Here is a 16,154-nt window from a genome sequence, read left to right as displayed (position 1 = left end):
CCGGGCGTTTTTGTTAAGACCTGTTAGCGGGCGCGGTAAGTGATGCGACCTTTGCTCAAGTCGTAGGGCGTCAGCTCAACGCGGACCTTGTCGCCGGTAAGAATGCGGATGTAGTTCTTGCGCATCTTGCCGGAGATGTGCGCGGTTACGACGTGCCCATTTTCCAACTCCACACGGAACATGGTGTTGGGCAGGGTGTCGACGACAGTGCCTTCCATTTCGAAGCTGTCTTCTTTCGACATGCAGTAAAGCCCTCGGTATCCAATGAATGGCCCGGTGCAAACGGCAGCCAGGCAAAAGCGGGCTGCATTGTGCCCGAAAACTGAGGTTTAAGCCAAGGGCTTCAGTAAAGAGTGACCCATCTTTGATTGGTGAGCAGTTCGATGGGGCGATATTGGGTCTTGTAATTCATCTTTTTGCAGTTCTTTATCCAGTAGCCGAGGTATACCGCATGCAATTGCATGCGTGCGGCTTCGGCGATCTGCCAGAGAATCGCGTACCGCCCAAGGCTGCGGCGCTCCTCCGATGGCTCGTAGAAGGTGTAAACGGCAGAAAGACCGTTGGGCAGCAGGTCGGTGACGGCCACGGCGAGCAGTCGGCCTTCCAGACGGAATTCGTAAAAACGCGAAAACGGCAGGTCCCGGACCAGGAAGGTGGAAAACTGGTCGCGGCTCGGCGGAAACATATCCCCATCGGCATGGCGCTGTTCGATGTAGCGCTGATACAGATCGAAGTACTCCTCACTGAAATGCGGCTTAGTGCTCGTCACTTCGAGGTCGGCGTTCCTTTTGAAAATACGTTTTTGCTGACGATCGGGCACGAACAGTCCCACAGGAATGCGCGCAGGCACACAGGCGCTGCAGTTCTGGCAGTGCGGACGGTAAAGATGATCGCCACTTCGGCGAAACCCCATGTCCGAGAGATCGGCATAGACCTGGACATCCATTGGCTGGCTGGGGTCGAGAAACAGCGTAGTGGCTTGTTCCTCGGGCAGGTAGCTACAGGAGTGGGGTTGAGTGGCATAGAACTTCAGCCGCGCCAGCTCGGTCATGATCAACCCTCGAGAAAAACTGTAGACATGAGTGTATGCCAGGCCAATCAAACTCGCCTAGGTGACCAATCGGCTGAATGGCTCCCGTCGAGGTGTTTGTGCAGATAGTCGGCGAAGGTCTGGCGCGCAATCGAGCGCGCGCCAAGGCTTAGCAGGTGCTCGGTAGGCATCTGGCAATCAATGAGAACAAAACCCGATTCTTTCAGGTATTCGACCAACGTTGCGAAACCGACCTTGGAAGCGTTGTCGGCGCGGCTGAACATCGATTCGCCGAAGAACAGCTGGCCCATTGCCAATCCGTACAGGCCGCCCGCCAGCGCGTCGCCGTCCCAGACTTCGACGCTGTGGGCGAAGCCGCGGGCGTGCAGTTCAATGTAGGCTGCCTGCATGGAGCCGGTGATCCACGTGCCGTCGGCGTAGGCCCGGGGTTCGGCGCAAGCTTGAATGACCGCCGCGAAATTTTGGTCGAAGGTGACCCGATAACGCCCCTGACGCAGCAACTTGCCCAGGCTGCGGGATACATGCAGCTCTTCCGGAAACAGCACGGTGCGCGGGTCCGGCGACCACCAGAGAATAGGCTGGCCCTGCTGATACCACGGAAAGCAGCCATGCCGGTACGCAGCGATCAGGCGATCAGCGGACAAATCGCCGCCGCCGGCCAGCAGTCCGTTGGGCTCGCGCATGGCTTTTTCCAGCGGAGGGAAATCAAAGGTGTCGCGTTGTAACCAGGTCAGCATGGCATCCAGACTTTACGAGAGGGGAGGGGAGTCAACGCGGTGTGCAACTCCGTAGTGCAAATGCGGTCACAAGCCGCTTGATCGCGCCTGGAAACTGGAACAGTTGGCTTTTTCATCCAGACATGGCCTTTTGATAGTTCAAGCGAGTCGCAAAAACCCGTCATAAGCCTTTGTCGGCAAAGAAAATGCGTGCTCAAATTGTCAGCGGCCGGCGAAGCTTGAACATCTGCAAGCACCGCGCCAGACTAACGTAGCGCGCGGCGCGCAAATCCGTACAATGCCGATGTTGTTTAACCTCATTTCAAGTCACCTGTCGAGCGTGCGTTATCGCAGGCGCGGTTTTCCCTGTTGCCAGGATGCTCTTCTGGCCGATGTTCGGGAAAGCCACTGCCATTTCGCCCAAGCAGTCGTACACAGTCAATCATCAGATGTTCGCGCTTGCGCGCAGGAATTGAAGCGTTTTGAAGAAATCCACCATAGCACCCACCCCCGTTCCGCTCTGGCGGCAGCACCTGCACTACCGGCTCAAGGAAGGTGCACTGATCGCGTTCGGCGCGCTGTGTCTGTATCTGATCATGGCGCTGTTGACCTACGATCAGGCCGATCCGGGCTGGAGCCACACAAGCAGCTCGAGCAATTCGGCGCAGATCCAGAACGCCGCAGGCTTCGCCGGTGCTTATTCTGCCGACATCCTGTTCATGATCCTCGGCTACTTCGCCTACATCTTCCCGTTGCTGCTGGGCGTCAAGGCCTATCAGGTGTTCCGCCAGCGCCATGAGCCATGGCAATGGAGCGGCTGGCTGTTTTCCTGGCGCATGATCGGGCTGGTGTTTCTCGTGCTGGCGGGCGCTTCGCTCGCGCACTTGCACTTTCATTCGGCGTCGGGCCTGCCGGGTTCGGCCGGTGGCGTGCTGGGCGAAGTGCTGGGCGATCTGGCCAAGCGTGCGCTGAATGTTCAGGGCAGCACGCTGCTGTTCATCGCCTTGTTTCTGTTCGGCCTGACCGTGTTCACCGATCTGTCCTGGTTCAAGGTGATGGACAACACCGGCAAGATCACCCTGGATCTGATCGAACTCTTCACCGGCTCCCTCAACCGCTGGTGGGCCGCCCGCAATGAGCGCAAGCAGATGGTGGCTCAGTTGCGTGAAGTCGACATGCGTGTCGACGAAGTGGTCGCACCGGTGGCCCCGGATCGACGTGAGCAGGCCAAGGCCAAAGAACGCCTCATCAAGCGCGAGCAGGCGCTGACTGAGCACATGGTCGCCCGTGAGAAGCACGTGCCCGCCGTCATCGCGCCTGCACCGCCACGCGCACCTGAGCCGAGCAAGCGCGTGCAGAAAGAGAAGCAGGCGCCGTTGTTCGTCGACAGCGCCGTGGAAGGCACCTTGCCACCCATCTCGATCCTCGATCCGGCTGAGAAAAAGCAGCTCAACTATTCGCCTGAATCCCTGGCGGCGGTGGGGCATCTGCTGGAGATCAAGCTCAAGGAATTCGGCGTCGAAGTCACCGTGGACTCGATTCATCCAGGGCCGGTGATCACCCGCTACGAAATCCAGCCGGCTGCCGGCGTGAAAGTCAGCCGTATCTCGAACCTGGCCAAAGACCTTGCGCGTTCCCTGGCAGTGACCAGCGTCCGTGTGGTCGAGGTCATTCCCGGCAAGACCACCGTCGGTATCGAAATTCCCAACGAAGATCGCCAGATCGTGCGCTTCTCCGAGGTCCTGTCGACGCCGGAATACGACGACGCGAAATCGCCGGTCACCCTGGCGCTGGGTCACGACATTGGCGGCAAACCGGTCATCACCGACCTCGCCAAGATGCCGCACCTGCTGGTCGCCGGTACCACCGGTTCCGGTAAGTCGGTGGGCGTGAACGCCATGATCCTGTCGATCCTGTTCAAGTCCGGCCCGGAAGACGCCAAGCTGATCATGATCGACCCGAAAATGCTCGAGCTGTCGATCTACGAAGGCATCCCGCATTTGCTGTGTCCGGTGGTGACCGACATGAAGGACGCCGCCAACGCCTTGCGCTGGTCGGTGGCTGAAATGGAACGCCGCTACAAACTGATGGCCAAGATGGGCGTGCGTAACCTGTCGGGCTTCAACCAGAAGGTGCGTGAAGCGGAGGAGGCCGGCACGCCGCTGTCCGATCCGCTGTACCACCGCGAAAGCATTCACGACGAAGCGCCGCTGCTGACCAAGCTGCCGACCATCGTTGTGGTGGTCGACGAATTCGCGGACATGATGATGATCGTCGGCAAGAAGGTCGAAGAACTCATCGCCCGTATCGCCCAGAAGGCCCGTGCGGCAGGTATCCACCTGATTCTCGCGACCCAGCGACCGTCGGTGGACGTGATCACCGGTCTGATCAAGGCCAACATCCCGACGCGCATGGCGTTCCAGGTGTCGAGCAAGATCGACTCCCGGACCATCATCGACCAGGGTGGCGCCGAACAACTGCTCGGTCACGGCGACATGCTCTACATGCCGCCGGGCACCAGCCTGCCGATTCGTGTGCACGGCGCGTTCGTCTCGGACGAAGAGGTTCACCGCGTCGTTGAGGCGTGGAAGCTGCGGGGTACGCCGAACTACAACGACGACATCCTGGCCGGCGTTGAAGAGCCGGGCAGCGGCTTCGACGGTGGCGGTGGCGGCGGTGATGGCGAAGACAGCGAAAGCGATGCGCTGTATGACGAAGCGGTCAAGTTCGTGCTGGAAAGCCGTCGCGCGTCGATCTCTGCGGTACAGCGCAAGCTGAAGATTGGTTACAACCGCGCCGCGCGGATGATCGAAACCATGGAAAACGCCGGCGTCGTGACACCCATGAACACCAACGGCTCGCGCGAAGTGATTGCGCCAGCCCCTGTGCGTGACTGACACTTCCCGGCCACGCGTTACCGGGCGTCGCCATCGCGACGGCGCCCGGCTTCAACCACACTCAAAGAGGAATCCCATGCGTCTTATCCGCATGCTGTTGGTATCTGCACTGGCTTTTTCTGCTGTCTCGGCCCACGCCGACAGCAAGGACGTGGCACGCCTGACCCAACTGCTGGAAAACTCGAAAACCCTGAGCGGGCGCTTCTCCCAGCTCACACTCGACGGTGGCGGCACGCAGTTGCAGGAAACCTCCGGTCAAATGACTTTGCAGCGCCCGGGCCTGTTCTACTGGCACACCGACGCGCCGCAAGAGCAACTGATGGTGTCCGATGGCAAGAAGGTTTCCCTGTGGGACCCTGACCTGGAGCAGGTCACCATCAAGACCCTCGACCAGCGTCTGACCCAGACCCCGGCGCTGCTGCTGTCCGGCGACGTGTCGAAAATCAGCGAGAGCTTCGACATCAGTGCCAAGGAGGCGGGCGGCGTGATCGACTTCGTGCTCAAGCCCAAGTCTCGGGACACCCTGTTCGACAGCCTGCGCCTGTCCTTTCGCAACGGCATGATCAACGACATGCAATTGATCGACAGTGTCGGCCAGCGCACCAATATCCTGTTCACCGGCGTCAAGGCCAACGAGCCTGTCGCCGCGAGCAAATTCCAGTTCCAGATCCCGAAGGGCGCTGACGTCATTCAGGAATAAAAGGGGTTCGCCTGTTTCATGGACCTGTTCAGCACTGAACCGATCGCGCAACCGTTGGCCGCGCGCCTGCGAGCGACCAATCTGGACGAGTACGTCGGCCAGCAGCACCTGCTCGCCCACGGCAAGCCACTGCGTGAAGCGCTGGAGCAGGGTGCGCTGCATTCGATGATTTTCTGGGGGCCGCCCGGCGTGGGCAAAACCACGCTGGCGCGGTTGCTGGCGAAAGTCTCCGACGCGCATTTTGAAACGGTGTCGGCGGTGCTGGCGGGGGTCAAAGAGATCCGCCAGGCGGTGGAGGTCGCCAAGCAGCAGGCGGGTCAGTACGGCCGCCGCACCATTCTGTTCGTCGACGAAGTGCACCGTTTCAACAAGTCCCAGCAGGATGCGTTTCTGCCCTACGTGGAAGACGGCACGCTGATCTTCATAGGCGCCACCACCGAAAACCCTTCTTTCGAACTCAACAACGCGCTGTTGTCTCGCGCCCGGGTCTATGTGCTCAAGAGCCTGGACGAAGGGGCGCTGCGCCAGTTGGTCAACCGCGCGCTGAACGAAGAACGCGGGCTGGGCAATCGCCATCTGACCTTGGGCGACGAGGCGTTCAAGACGCTTCTGGCTGCAGCGGATGGCGACGGCCGGCGGATGCTCAATCTGCTGGAGAACGCCTCGGACCTGGCGGAAGACGGCAGCGAAATCGATCCCGAGTTGCTGCAAAGCCTGCTGGGTGACAGTCGCCGTCGCTTCGACAAGGGCGGCGAAGCGTTCTACGACCAGATTTCCGCGCTGCACAAATCCATTCGCGGCTCCAACCCCGACGCCGCGCTGTATTGGTTCGCGCGAATGATCGACGGTGGCTGTGATCCGTTATACCTGGCGCGGCGCGTGGTGCGCATGGCCAGCGAAGACATCGGTAACGCCGATCCGCGCGCCTTGCCGCTGTGCATGTCGGCGTGGGATGTGCAGGAACGCCTCGGCAGCCCGGAAGGCGAGTTGGCCGTCGCCCAGGCCATCGTGTATCTGGCTTGCGCGCCGAAGAGCAACGCCGTGTACATGGGTTTCAAAATGGCCATGCGCGAAGCCACCGAGCACGGTTCGCTGGAAGTGCCCTTGCACCTGCGCAACGCGCCGACCAAGCTGATGAAACAGCTCGGCTACGGCGAAGAGTACCGCTACGCCCATGATGAGCCGGATGCCTACGCGGCGGGTGAAGACTACTTCCCCGACGAGCTTGAACCGCGTCAGTATTACCAGCCGGTCCCCCGCGGCCTTGAGCTGAAGATCGGCGAAAAACTCAAACACCTGTCGGCGCTCGACCGCGCCAGCCCTCGTCAACGGAGAAAATAGTGATTCAGTTGATTCTTGCCGTGTCCGCCGGTGGCGTCGCTGGTACATTACTGCGTTTCGCCACGGCTAACATCGTGGCCGCGAACTGGCCGCGCTACTTCTACACAGCAACGCTGGCGGTGAATCTGGTCGGGTGCCTGCTGATCGGTCTGCTCTACGGGCTGTTTCTGATTCGCCCGGAAGTCCCGATCGAGTTGCGCGCCGGATTGATGGTGGGATTCCTCGGTGGTTTGACGACGTTTTCGTCTTTCTCACTGGACACGATTCGTCTGCTTGAAAGCGGCCAGGCTCCTCTGGCCATTGGCTACGCCCTCATCAGCGTACTGGGCGGGCTGCTCGCAACGTGGGCTGGCCTGTCTTTGACCCGAATTTAATATACGAGAGACCGATATGCTCGACTCCAAACTGTTACGTACCCAACTTCAGGACGTAGCGGATCGCCTGGCTTCCCGTGGCTTCACACTGGACGTGGCCCGCATCGAAGCGCTGGAAGCCCAGCGCAAGACGGTGCAGACCCGCACCGAACAGCTTCAGGCCGAGCGTAACGCCCGTTCCAAATCCATCGGTCAGGCCAAGCAGCGCGGCGAAGACATCGCGCCGCTGATGGCTGACATCGATCGCATGGCCGAAGAGCTGAGCACCGGCAAGAAAGAACTGGACGCCATTCAGTCCGAGCTCGATGCCATGGCCCTGAGCATGCCGAACCTGCCCCACGAATCGGTGCCGGTGGGCGCTGACGAAGAACAAAACGTCGAAGTGCGTACCTGGGGCACACCGGCTTCATTCGACTTCGCGGTTCAGGATCATGTCGCCCTGGGCGAGAAGTTCGGCTGGCTGGACTTCGAAACCGCCGCCAAGCTGTCCGGGGCCCGTTTCGCGTTGTTGCGTGGCCCGATTGCGCGCCTGCACCGTGCGTTGGCACAGTTCATGATCACGCTGCACATCAATGAGCATGGTTACGAAGAGACCTACACGCCGTATCTGGTCCAGGCGCCCGCGCTACAGGGCACCGGCCAGCTGCCGAAATTCGAAGAAGACCTGTTCAAGATCTCCCGCGAAGGCGAGGCCGATCTGTACCTGATCCCGACCGCCGAAGTGTCGCTGACCAACATCGTCTCTGGCGAGATCCTCGACGCCAAGCAGCTGCCGCTGAAGTTTGTCGCCCACACCCCGTGCTTCCGCAGCGAAGCCGGCGCGTCGGGCCGCGATACCCGCGGCATGATCCGTCAGCACCAGTTCGACAAGGTCGAGATGGTGCAGATCGTCGAGCCGGAAAAATCCATGGAAGCGCTGGAGAGCCTGACCGGTCACGCCGAACGCGTTCTGCAACTGCTCGAATTGCCGTACCGCGTACTGGCGTTGTGCACAGGCGACATGGGTTTCAGTGCGGTGAAAACCTACGATCTGGAAGTGTGGATTCCGAGCCAGGACAAATACCGTGAAATCTCGTCGTGCTCCAACTGCGGCGATTTCCAGGCGCGTCGCATGCAGGCGCGCTGGCGCAACCCGGAAACCGGCAAGCCGGAACTGGTTCACACGCTGAACGGTTCGGGTCTTGCGGTGGGTCGCACGCTGGTGGCGGTACTGGAAAACTACCAGCAGGCCGACGGCTCGATCCGCGTGCCGGACGTTCTCAAGCCATGGATGGGCGGCATCGAGGTCATCGGCTAAATGGAATTTCTGCCACTGTTCCATAACCTTCGGGGCGCTCGGGTGCTGGTGGTCGGCGGCGGCGAGATTGCCTTGCGCAAGTCTCGCCTGCTGGCTGATTCCGGTGCGGTGCTGCGCGTGGTTGCTCCCGAGATCGGGGCGGAAGTGCGCGAGCTGATCGAGCGCAGCGGTGGCGAGCAGATTCTGCGTGGCTACACCGAGTCGGACCTCAACGGCTGCGTGCTGATTATCGCCGCCACCGACGATGAGCCGCTCAATGCGCAGGTGTCAGCCGATGCCCGCCAGCGCGGTGTGCCGGTCAACGTGGTGGATGCGCCTGCGCTGTGCAGCGTGATCTTCCCGGCGATTGTCGACCGGTCGCCGTTAGTGATCGCGGTGTCCAGCGGTGGCGATGCGCCGGTGCTGGCGCGTCTGATCCGCGCCAAGCTGGAAACCTGGATTCCGCCCACCTACGGGCATCTGGCCGGTCTGGCCGCGCGCTTTCGTCATCAGGTGAAAGGGCTGTTTCCTAACGTTCAGCAGCGTCGGGCGTTCTGGGAGGATGTATTTCAGGGGCCCATCGCTGATCGGCAGCTGGCCGGACAGGGCGCCGAAGCCGAGCGCTTGCTGCAAGCGAAGATCGACGGCGAGGCGCCGCCCACGACCGGTGAGGTGTACCTCGTCGGCGCGGGGCCGGGCGATCCTGATCTGCTGACCTTTCGCGCACTGCGTCTGATGCAACAGGCGGACGTGGTGCTTTACGACCGCCTCGTAGCGCCAGCGATCCTGGACTTGTGCCGACGCGACGCTGACCGGGTCTACGTCGGCAAGCAGCGCGCCGACCACGCCTTGCCCCAGGATCAGATCAACCAGCAGTTGGTGGACCTGGCCAAGCAGGGCAAACGCGTGGTGCGCCTCAAGGGCGGCGATCCGTTCATCTTCGGCCGTGGCGGCGAAGAAATCGAAGAGCTGGCCGCCCATGGCATTCCGTTCCAGGTCGTGCCGGGTATCACCGCGGCCAGTGGTTGCGCGGCCTACGCCGGTATTCCGCTGACCCATCGCGATCACGCGCAGTCCGTGCGTTTCGTGACCGGCCACCTGAAGAACGGCTCTACCGACCTGCCGTGGAAGGATCTGGTGTCGCCATCGCAGACGTTGGTGCTCTACATGGGCCTGATCGGGCTGCCGGTTATTTGCGAGCAGTTGATCCGGCACGGTCGCTCTGCCGATACCCCGGCTGCGCTGATCCAGCAGGGCACCACGGTTAACCAGCGCGTCTTCACCGGCACGCTGGCCAATCTGCCGCAGTTAGTCGCCGAGCACGAAGTCCATGCGCCGACCCTGGTGATTGTGGGCGAAGTGGTGAAGTTGCGGGAGAAACTGGCATGGTTCGAAGGGGCTCAGGCGAGCGTCTGATTCCACCGCAGTCTTTCAAAGTTTATGCGGTGGAGAGCCAGGTGGGGTTTCAGTGTTAACTGAAACCCTTCAGCCGTTGTGCAAGATCCCTTTCCCGTTCAAACGCCCCCGATCATGCTCGCCGCTGAAGTCCTGCTGCGGCCCTTTTGGCACGATACCGGTCGGGTTGATGGTGGCGTGGCTCCCGTAGTAGTGATGCTTGATGTGCACGAAGTCCACCGTCTCGGCAACACCCGGCAGCTGATACATCTCGCGCACCCAGTTGCTCAGGTTCGGGTAGTCGGCAATGCGTCGCAGGTTGCACTTGAAGTGCCCGTGGTACACCGCGTCAAAGCGAATCAGCGTGGTGAACAGGCGCACGTCCGCTTCAGTCAGGTACTCGCCCGCCAGATAGCGTTTCTCGCGGAGCAGCGTTTCCAGTGCATCCAGCTCGGCGAACACTCCATCGAAAGCCTCTTCGTACGCACCTTGCGACGTCGCGAATCCGGCGCGATAGACGCCGTTGTTCACGGCCGGGTAAATACGGTCGTTCAGCCGGTCGATCTCGTTGCGAAGCGGCTCTGGATAGAGATCCAGGTGATTGCCGGTCAGTTCGTCGAACGCCGAATTGAACATCCGGATGATTTCCGACGACTCATTGCTGACGATGCGATTCAGCTGCTTGTCCCACAGCACCGGTACCGTAACCCGACCGGTGTAATCGGCGGTGTCGGCGAGGTAGCGCTGGTACATAAAGGTATGGCCATCCAGCGCATCGCCGGTAGAACCGGTCTGCTTGTCGAATGTCCAGCCGTTCTCGCGCATCAGCCAACTGACCACCGAGACGTCGATCAGGCTTTCCAGACCCTTGAGCTTGCGCACGATCAACGTGCGATGGGCCCACGGGCAGGCCAGGGAAACGTACAAATGGTAGCGGCCGGCCTCCGCCTTGAAGCCGCCTTCACCGGACGGGCCGGGGCTGCCATCAGCAGTCACCCAGTTCCGGCGCTTGGCTTGCTCGCGCTGAAACGCGCCGTCTTTGCTGCTTTCGTACCACTGGTCTTGCCAGCGTCCTTCAACGAGAAGGCCCATGCCTGACTCCAAATTGAGCTGTACCGAAGTACGTTGGAGATCAGTCTAAAGGCAATCGTTCGAACGAATGGCGCAAAGACTGGGGAGTAGCTATCGGCTAAATCGATCTGTTCCGGTTTGCCCAATACTGCTCCGCCTGGGCGAATGCTTCAGCCCGCGGCATCCCGAGGCCCCGCAGTGCCAGCGCCATGGTTGCGATCAGCGCCAGCTGCGGGTAGCTGTCCTCGATATCGCCTTTCCAGATCGCGACCAGATGCAGCGGGTCGAGGGTGGCAGGCTTCACGTGGCGACGGTCCGACAATGCCGGCCATTCCTCATCCCACGGCTGGCCATCGGTGGTGCCGTACAAATGGCTGATGGTGTCGGGATTGATCTCGACCTCACCACCGTCGCCCTTGATCACGATGGCGTGGTCGCCGAGCAGGCTGCTGGCGTCGCGGTGCACGCCCTGATAGCCAGGATGGAAAATACTCTGCAGCCCGCACCGCGCGCCCAGTGGGTTGAGGATGCGCGCCAGCGAATGGATCGGCGAGCGCAGCCCCAGCGTGTTGCGCAGATCGATCATGCGCTGAAGCTGCGGCGCCCAGTCGCCGAGGGGAAAGAACGCAATGTTCTGCTGCTCCAGCGCTTCACCCACCGCTTGCCAGTTGCGACACAGCGGAATCCCCAACAACTCTAGCAACTGCTCGCTGTACAACCGGCCGGCGGTATGGGCGCCGCCGCCGTGCATCAATACGCGCACGCCGTTCTGCGCCAGGCACTTGGCCGCCAACAGATACCACGGCAGGTGACGCTTCTTGCCGGCGTAGGTCGGCCAGTCGATATCGACCGTCAGTTCCGGCGCATGCAGACGCTCGCGCACCGCTTCGGTGAAGCCTGCGAGCTCATCCGGGCTCTCTTCCTTGTGCCGCAGCAGCATCAGGAAAGCGCCGAGCTGGGTGTCTTCGACTTTTTCATCGAGCACCATGCCCATGGCTTCCCGGGCTTCGGCGCGGGTCATGTTGCGCGCACCACGCTTGCCCTTGCCGAGAATACGAACGAAGGGCGCGAAGGGATGCTCGGCAGGGGTTTCGGTGACAAGGGGGGTGAAGTCAGTCATAGGCAATTGGTCGGCTTGGGCAGGCCCGCCAGCTTGGCGGCAAGTTTGGCGGGAGTGCCGTTGAACAGACGATTCAGGTGCAAGCTGTTGCCTTTGTCGGCGCCCAGTTTCAGCGCGGTGTACTTGACCAGCGGCCGTGTGGCCGGGGACAGCTGAAATTCTGCATAGAACGCGCGCAGCAATTCGAGAACTTCCCAATGCTCCGGCGTCAGGGCGATGTCTGCCTCAAGGGCCAAGGCTTCAGCGACCTCGCTGGACCAGTCGTGCAGGTCCTCTAGATAGCCGTCTTTGTCCAGCTGAATATCGCGCCCGTCGACGATGAGCTGTTTCATAGCCACGTGTTGACCTTGTCGTAGTGCACCGAGAGCGTCACGAAGCCGGCATAGTCGACGCTTTGTGCCCAGTCAGGCAGCGCGATGTGTCGAGCGGTGGCGTCTTCATCGAGCACGAACACCTTCAGGCTGCCGGTTTTCGCGTTCAGCGACTGGGCGGCAGCGGTGTCTGCGCGCAACGCATAGGTCGCGTCGCCGCACAACAGGATTGCGTCTTCGCTGCCGAGCACGCGGAGGCAACTGCCCAGGCGCGAGTCTGTGAAAGGGGAATGAGAGAGTACGTGCAGGGTAGCCATCAGATCGTAATCACTTGGTCGTAACGGTCAATGAGCGCGGCGATTTGCGGGTCATCCAGCACCTGGAGCGGTTCGACGCTTAACCCGGTTGGCGGCATCCCGCGCTGATTCAGGCTGGTGCGGCAGACGAACAAGTCTTCCACGCCGAACATCGACAACGCCTGCAGGTTGGCGCTCAGGTCTTTCTGCTGCACCTGGCTGGCGTTCTGCGCCGTGGCCAACTGAAGCACACCGTCGTCCATGAACAGCATGGCGACCGGCAGATCGAACGCTCCGCCGGCCAGGGCAATATCCAGCGCCTCGCGGGCATCCGGACCCGCCCATGGCGCCTGACGGCTGATGATCAATAATGACTTCGCCACGTCATGGCCCTCCAAAGCAGATCAAGCGATCAGCCGCCTGGATCGCGTCATGCAGCTGACCCAGCCCCGACAACTCCCAGGGTGCCGCAAGGTTTGCCGCAGGTCGCGAGTAGCGCTCCGCTTCCTCAGCATTCAACACGCCCCGACGCAGGGCGGCGGCAATGCAGACCACGCCGTCAAGCTGGTGGGTGGTGACGAAATCACGCCATTGCGCGGCGGTGTCCGACTCGTCCTGGGGCGACACCACATTGCCGGACGCGCTGTGCACGCCGTCCTGATAGAAGAACAGGCGCACGATTTCATGGCCCTGCGCCAAAACCGCTTTGGCGAACAGCAATGCACGCCGGGAGGAGGGCGCGTTGGCGGGCGAATGCAGGGCAATGGCGAACTTCATGGGCGGCTCGGTCGGGCGCTGACAGGGAACATGGGCGCAATGATAAAGAATTCACGAACGCCGGACAGCAAAAAGCCCGCCGAAGCGGGCTTTTTGTTAAAGCGGGCAAACGGATCAGTCTTTGCTGCCCATGATGCCGAAGATCTGCAACAGGCTGATGAACAGGTTGTAGATCGATACATACAGGCTGATGGTCGCCATGATGTAGTTGCGTTCACCGCCGTGGATGATCGCGCTGGTCTGGAACAGAATGCAGACCGACGAGAACAGCACGAAGCCGGCGCTGATTGCCAGTTGCAGGCCGCTGATCTGGAAGAACATGCTCGCTACTACGGCCCCGAGCAACACGAAAAAGCCTGCGGTGATGAAGCCGCCGAGGAAGCTCATGTCCTTGCGCGTGATCAGCACATAGGCCGACAGACCACCGAAGACCAAGGCCGTCATCGCGAACGCGGAGGCAACGACTTCAGCGCCGCCCTGCATGCCGATATAGCGGTTGAGAATCGGGCCGAGGATGAACCCCATGAAGCCCGTCAGCGCGAACGCCGAGACCAGACCCCACGCCGAATCGCGCAATTTGTTGGTGAGGAAAAACAGACCGTAGAAGCCGATCAGCACAACGAAGACGTTCGGGTAACGGAAGTTCATCTGTTGGGAGACGAACGCCATGACGCCGCTGAAGGCGAGGGTGAGGGCCAGAAGGCCGTAAGTGTTGCGCAGGACGCGGCTAACCTCTAGCTGCTCGACCTGCACGCGGTTGTTGACTGCGTAATCCTGTTCGCGCATGGCGCTACTCCTGGTGGTGAAAACGAAGGGTTTGAAACCTCAAGTTGCAAAGATCATAACAGAGGCGAGGCAGCGCGCTAGCCGCAGAGTTTGACAGCTTGTTTCATTACGGTATTATGGCGCCCGCAAAGCGACGGAGGGGTGAAAAACCTTCGACGCCAAATGCTTCGGGGAATTGGCAGAGTGGTTGAATGCACCGGTCTTGAAAACCGGCGAACGTTAATAGCGTTTCTAGGGTTCGAATCCCTAGTTCCCCGCCAAACACAGTAAAAAGCCCTGCATATGCGGGGCTTTTTTCGTTTTCGGGGTCTGGTTTTCGCTGGGCTGGATTTGATCTTCATCTTTCGGATCATCCTGCCCGGCTTGCGTGAGCATTAGCAAAGGCTAATCATGTGGCTGATAGCAGACCGTAATTTACTGTATGCTAACCGGAAGCGATGATGGGACATGGACATTAACAAGCTTAGAGCCGACGCCCTGAAAGCCCTGATGGCCGGGGCCTCCCAGAAAGATTTCGCCAATAGGCACGGCCTTGATGCGTCGTATCTGTCCCAGATTCTTAACGGGCACAGAAATCTCGGCGAGAAAGCTGCTGCGAATTTGGAAGAGAAGATCGGCCTTCCTTCGGGAAGCCTGGTCAGCCCTGCTGCGTCCGAGACTTCCGCGACAGCAGTGAAGGCCGGGCTTTCGGCACTGGAACAGCTCAAACAGTCCCTCGCCAAGGTGAAAGGCTTTTCAAATGAGGCGCGGGACCGGATTGTGGCGGCGGCTGCCGACCCGGATGACCAGAGCACAGACGTGCTTCCGGCCAATTACGCCGCCCTTCGTCCTACCCAGGAAGAGATTGTCATTCGCCAGTACGACATACGTGCAGCGATGGGTCACGGACAGGTGCCGCCTGATTACAATGAGGTCGTGCGCAACTTGGTTGTCAGAGAGGAGATTCTTCGCGAGAAAGGTGTGACCTACACCTCGAAGACAGCTCTGGCCATGATCAGTGGCTGGGGTCAGAGCATGGAAGGAACCATCAACGATAAAGACTTGGTGATCGTCGACAAAGGCGTGCAGGACTTCATCGGTGAGGGCATCTACGTACTGACTTGGCACCAAGAGCTGTACATCAAGCGCGTGATGCGACTGGACGAAGAGAATTACAGGCTTATTTCAGACAATCAGCATTATGAGAACCAGACGGCAAGGATCGACGACGTGACGATCCATGCGAAGGTTTTATTGATCTGGAACGCAAGAAAGGCCTAGTTGCGCTGGCCGATCTGGCCGACTAGTGGCCGGCACAGGCGGTTTTTTGAAGGTGCAGACGCCCGCGAATCAAGCGGGCTTTTTTGTGCACTCAGAAAGGCGCGGCTTCCTCCAGTGCTTCGAATTCGTCCCGCACTTGGACGCGGGGATCGTCATCTGACGGCGCTTCCCACTTCAGCGTGACCGAACTGTCTTCATCGTTGAAAACCATCTCTATCCCATCCACTTCCGCAATAGCCCCCATCACCTCGTTCCACTCTCGATCGCCGTCGGTCTCCAGCTTATGGATCGTGACCCACATCTGATCCTGGGCGATCGGGTGGTTGATCATGCCCGCCACCCTTAGGTTCAGGCGCTCCAGGCCGGACATAGGCTCGCGCTCTTGAGACTTTTTCTTCTCTGGTAGGGACATCAGTTTCTCCTTGATTACTGTATATGCGTACAGTTCTCGTAAGCATAACGGCAGTCAGCTGTTTGCAAAACCCCTGTCAGAAATATCGACCTGCCTCGAGCGACCAGCACCCATTACAGGCACGAAAATAATTTAGCATTAGCTATTGACGCTAAATTTAGCGCTTGCTAACTTACATCCATCGCAGCGACATACCGCAGCGATACATGACTGGTGAAGCCGCCAGATAGCCAGGGACCAGCGAAGTGGTCTCCCAGCCCCGACAAGGGACCGACTGGATCAAAGCTCTTTAGCAGGACGGAATCACCGATTTCGCTGGCTGGCCTTGGCAACAGGGCCAGACGGGAAATCAACGAAGAAAGAGAGGGCAG

General features: G+C 60.3%; 18 protein-coding genes and 1 tRNA gene. 8 read left to right on the top strand and 11 right to left on the bottom strand.

The window, feature by feature from the left end; all coding sequences use genetic code 11:
• Nucleotides 1-23: 23 nt before the first annotated feature.
• The 3 genes from infA to aat form a co-directional block, all read right to left on the bottom strand.
• The gene (gene infA, locus M1E04_RS16885) at nucleotides 24-242 is read right to left on the bottom strand and encodes a translation initiation factor IF-1 (RefSeq protein WP_002553999.1); all 219 of its coding nucleotides are present in this window, start codon (nucleotides 240-242) and stop codon (nucleotides 24-26) included.
• A gap of 101 nt (nucleotides 243-343) precedes the next feature.
• Nucleotides 344-1,051 carry an arginyltransferase gene (locus tag M1E04_RS16880; RefSeq protein WP_065989154.1) on the bottom strand — a complete coding sequence of 236 codons (708 nt, stop codon included), beginning with the start codon at nucleotides 1,049-1,051 and terminating at the stop codon, nucleotides 344-346.
• A gap of 47 nt (nucleotides 1,052-1,098) precedes the next feature.
• On the bottom strand, nucleotides 1,099-1,788 hold the full coding sequence (gene aat, locus M1E04_RS16875; protein WP_456291757.1) for a leucyl/phenylalanyl-tRNA--protein transferase: 690 nt from the start codon (nucleotides 1,786-1,788) through the stop codon (nucleotides 1,099-1,101).
• Nucleotides 1,789-2,249: 461 nt separating this feature from the next.
• Here aat and M1E04_RS16870 point away from each other — a divergent pair, with 461 nt between their 5' ends.
• From M1E04_RS16870 to cysG, 6 genes are all read left to right on the top strand, one after another.
• On the top strand, nucleotides 2,250-4,664 hold the full coding sequence (locus tag M1E04_RS16870; RefSeq protein ID WP_456291756.1) for a DNA translocase FtsK: 2,415 nt from the start codon (nucleotides 2,250-2,252) through the stop codon (nucleotides 4,662-4,664).
• Nucleotides 4,665-4,740: 76 nt separating this feature from the next.
• Nucleotides 4,741-5,364 carry an outer membrane lipoprotein chaperone LolA gene (gene lolA / locus M1E04_RS16865; RefSeq protein ID WP_065989159.1) on the top strand — a complete coding sequence of 208 codons (624 nt, stop codon included), beginning with the start codon at nucleotides 4,741-4,743 and terminating at the stop codon, nucleotides 5,362-5,364.
• An 18-nt stretch (nucleotides 5,365-5,382) separates the two neighbouring features.
• Entirely contained in the window at nucleotides 5,383-6,705 is a 1,323-nt protein-coding gene (locus M1E04_RS16860; RefSeq protein WP_065989161.1) for a replication-associated recombination protein A, read from the top strand.
• A complete protein-coding gene (gene crcB / locus M1E04_RS16855) occupies nucleotides 6,705-7,079 on the top strand; it encodes a fluoride efflux transporter CrcB (RefSeq protein ID WP_456291755.1) in 375 nt (124 codons plus the stop codon). Before M1E04_RS16860 ends, crcB begins: the two co-directional genes overlap by 1 nt.
• 16 nt (nucleotides 7,080-7,095) lie before the next feature.
• A complete protein-coding gene (gene serS / locus M1E04_RS16850) occupies nucleotides 7,096-8,376 on the top strand; it encodes a serine--tRNA ligase (protein ID WP_456291754.1) in 1,281 nt (426 codons plus the stop codon).
• Entirely contained in the window at nucleotides 8,377-9,771 is a 1,395-nt protein-coding gene (gene cysG, locus M1E04_RS16845; protein WP_065989167.1) for a siroheme synthase CysG, read from the top strand.
• Nucleotides 9,772-9,840: 69 nt separating this feature from the next.
• Here the strand turns inward: cysG and M1E04_RS16840 are convergent, their stop codons facing one another.
• The 7 genes from M1E04_RS16840 to M1E04_RS16810 all read right to left on the bottom strand — a co-directional run bounded on the left by M1E04_RS16840 (nucleotide 9,841) and on the right by M1E04_RS16810 (nucleotide 14,111).
• Complete coding sequence (locus tag M1E04_RS16840; protein ID WP_456291753.1) at nucleotides 9,841-10,842, bottom strand: glutathione S-transferase family protein; 1,002 nt, start codon at nucleotides 10,840-10,842, stop codon at nucleotides 9,841-9,843.
• A 97-nt stretch (nucleotides 10,843-10,939) separates the two neighbouring features.
• Nucleotides 10,940-11,941, bottom strand: coding sequence for a glycosyl transferase family protein (locus tag M1E04_RS16835; protein WP_410935470.1), 1,002 nt, complete (start codon nucleotides 11,939-11,941; stop codon nucleotides 10,940-10,942).
• Nucleotides 11,938-12,273 carry a TusE/DsrC/DsvC family sulfur relay protein gene (locus M1E04_RS16830; RefSeq protein WP_410930390.1) on the bottom strand — a complete coding sequence of 112 codons (336 nt, stop codon included), beginning with the start codon at nucleotides 12,271-12,273 and terminating at the stop codon, nucleotides 11,938-11,940. Before M1E04_RS16830 ends, M1E04_RS16835 begins: the two co-directional genes overlap by 4 nt.
• Complete coding sequence (gene tusB, locus M1E04_RS16825; RefSeq protein WP_456291752.1) at nucleotides 12,270-12,569, bottom strand: sulfurtransferase complex subunit TusB; 300 nt, start codon at nucleotides 12,567-12,569, stop codon at nucleotides 12,270-12,272. The genes M1E04_RS16830 and tusB overlap by 4 nt, the downstream gene beginning before the upstream one ends.
• Nucleotides 12,569-12,931: a sulfurtransferase complex subunit TusC gene (gene tusC, locus M1E04_RS16820; RefSeq protein ID WP_456291751.1), complete on the bottom strand. Its 363-nt coding sequence runs from the start codon at nucleotides 12,929-12,931 to the stop codon at nucleotides 12,569-12,571. The genes tusB and tusC overlap by 1 nt, the downstream gene beginning before the upstream one ends.
• Before the next feature lies 1 nt (nucleotide 12,932).
• Entirely contained in the window at nucleotides 12,933-13,325 is a 393-nt protein-coding gene (gene tusD, locus M1E04_RS16815) for a sulfurtransferase complex subunit TusD (RefSeq protein ID WP_456291750.1), read from the bottom strand.
• Nucleotides 13,326-13,439: 114 nt separating this feature from the next.
• Nucleotides 13,440-14,111, bottom strand: coding sequence for a Bax inhibitor-1/YccA family protein (locus M1E04_RS16810; RefSeq protein ID WP_065989182.1), 672 nt, complete (start codon nucleotides 14,109-14,111; stop codon nucleotides 13,440-13,442).
• Between the two features lie 169 nt (nucleotides 14,112-14,280).
• Between M1E04_RS16810 and M1E04_RS16805 the strand changes: the two genes are divergently transcribed.
• Nucleotides 14,281-14,371 (top strand) — tRNA-Ser (locus M1E04_RS16805).
• 187 nt (nucleotides 14,372-14,558) lie between these two features.
• A complete protein-coding gene (locus M1E04_RS16800; protein WP_192134562.1) occupies nucleotides 14,559-15,371 on the top strand; it encodes an XRE family transcriptional regulator in 813 nt (270 codons plus the stop codon).
• A gap of 91 nt (nucleotides 15,372-15,462) precedes the next feature.
• Here the strand turns inward: M1E04_RS16800 and M1E04_RS16795 are convergent, their stop codons facing one another.
• Nucleotides 15,463-15,783, bottom strand: coding sequence for a DUF1654 domain-containing protein (locus M1E04_RS16795; protein WP_456291749.1), 321 nt, complete (start codon nucleotides 15,781-15,783; stop codon nucleotides 15,463-15,465).
• Nucleotides 15,784-16,154 lie beyond the last annotated feature (371 nt).

The sequence above is a fragment of the Pseudomonas sp. AK106 genome (genome assembly GCF_053903055.1).
Note: the sequence above shows the minus strand (reverse complement) of the source record. Positions and strands in the feature narration are given on the sequence as shown.

Excerpts from the sequence above, each read along its gene's own strand:
- infA (WP_002553999.1), bottom strand. The coding sequence starts at position 242 with ATGTCGAAAGAAGACAGCTTCGAAATGGAAGGCACTGTCGTCGACACC.
- M1E04_RS16860 (WP_065989161.1), top strand. The coding sequence starts at position 5,383 with ATGGACCTGTTCAGCACTGAACCGATCGCGCAACCGTTGGCCGCGCGC.
- aat (WP_456291757.1), bottom strand. The coding sequence starts at position 1,788 with ATGCTGACCTGGTTACAACGCGACACCTTTGATTTCCCTCCGCTGGAA.
- M1E04_RS16840 (WP_456291753.1), bottom strand. The coding sequence starts at position 10,842 with ATGGGCCTTCTCGTTGAAGGACGCTGGCAAGACCAGTGGTACGAAAGC.
- cysG (WP_065989167.1), top strand. The coding sequence starts at position 8,377 with ATGGAATTTCTGCCACTGTTCCATAACCTTCGGGGCGCTCGGGTGCTG.
- lolA (WP_065989159.1), top strand. The coding sequence starts at position 4,741 with ATGCGTCTTATCCGCATGCTGTTGGTATCTGCACTGGCTTTTTCTGCT.
- tusD (WP_456291750.1), bottom strand. The coding sequence starts at position 13,325 with ATGAAGTTCGCCATTGCCCTGCATTCGCCCGCCAACGCGCCCTCCTCC.
- M1E04_RS16880 (WP_065989154.1), bottom strand. The coding sequence starts at position 1,051 with ATGACCGAGCTGGCGCGGCTGAAGTTCTATGCCACTCAACCCCACTCC.
- M1E04_RS16800 (WP_192134562.1), top strand. The coding sequence starts at position 14,559 with ATGGACATTAACAAGCTTAGAGCCGACGCCCTGAAAGCCCTGATGGCC.
- tusB (WP_456291752.1), bottom strand. The coding sequence starts at position 12,569 with ATGGCTACCCTGCACGTACTCTCTCATTCCCCTTTCACAGACTCGCGC.
- M1E04_RS16795 (WP_456291749.1), bottom strand. The coding sequence starts at position 15,783 with ATGTCCCTACCAGAGAAGAAAAAGTCTCAAGAGCGCGAGCCTATGTCC.
- M1E04_RS16830 (WP_410930390.1), bottom strand. The coding sequence starts at position 12,273 with ATGAAACAGCTCATCGTCGACGGGCGCGATATTCAGCTGGACAAAGAC.
- M1E04_RS16835 (WP_410935470.1), bottom strand. The coding sequence starts at position 11,941 with ATGACTGACTTCACCCCCCTTGTCACCGAAACCCCTGCCGAGCATCCC.
- serS (WP_456291754.1), top strand. The coding sequence starts at position 7,096 with ATGCTCGACTCCAAACTGTTACGTACCCAACTTCAGGACGTAGCGGAT.
- M1E04_RS16810 (WP_065989182.1), bottom strand. The coding sequence starts at position 14,111 with ATGCGCGAACAGGATTACGCAGTCAACAACCGCGTGCAGGTCGAGCAG.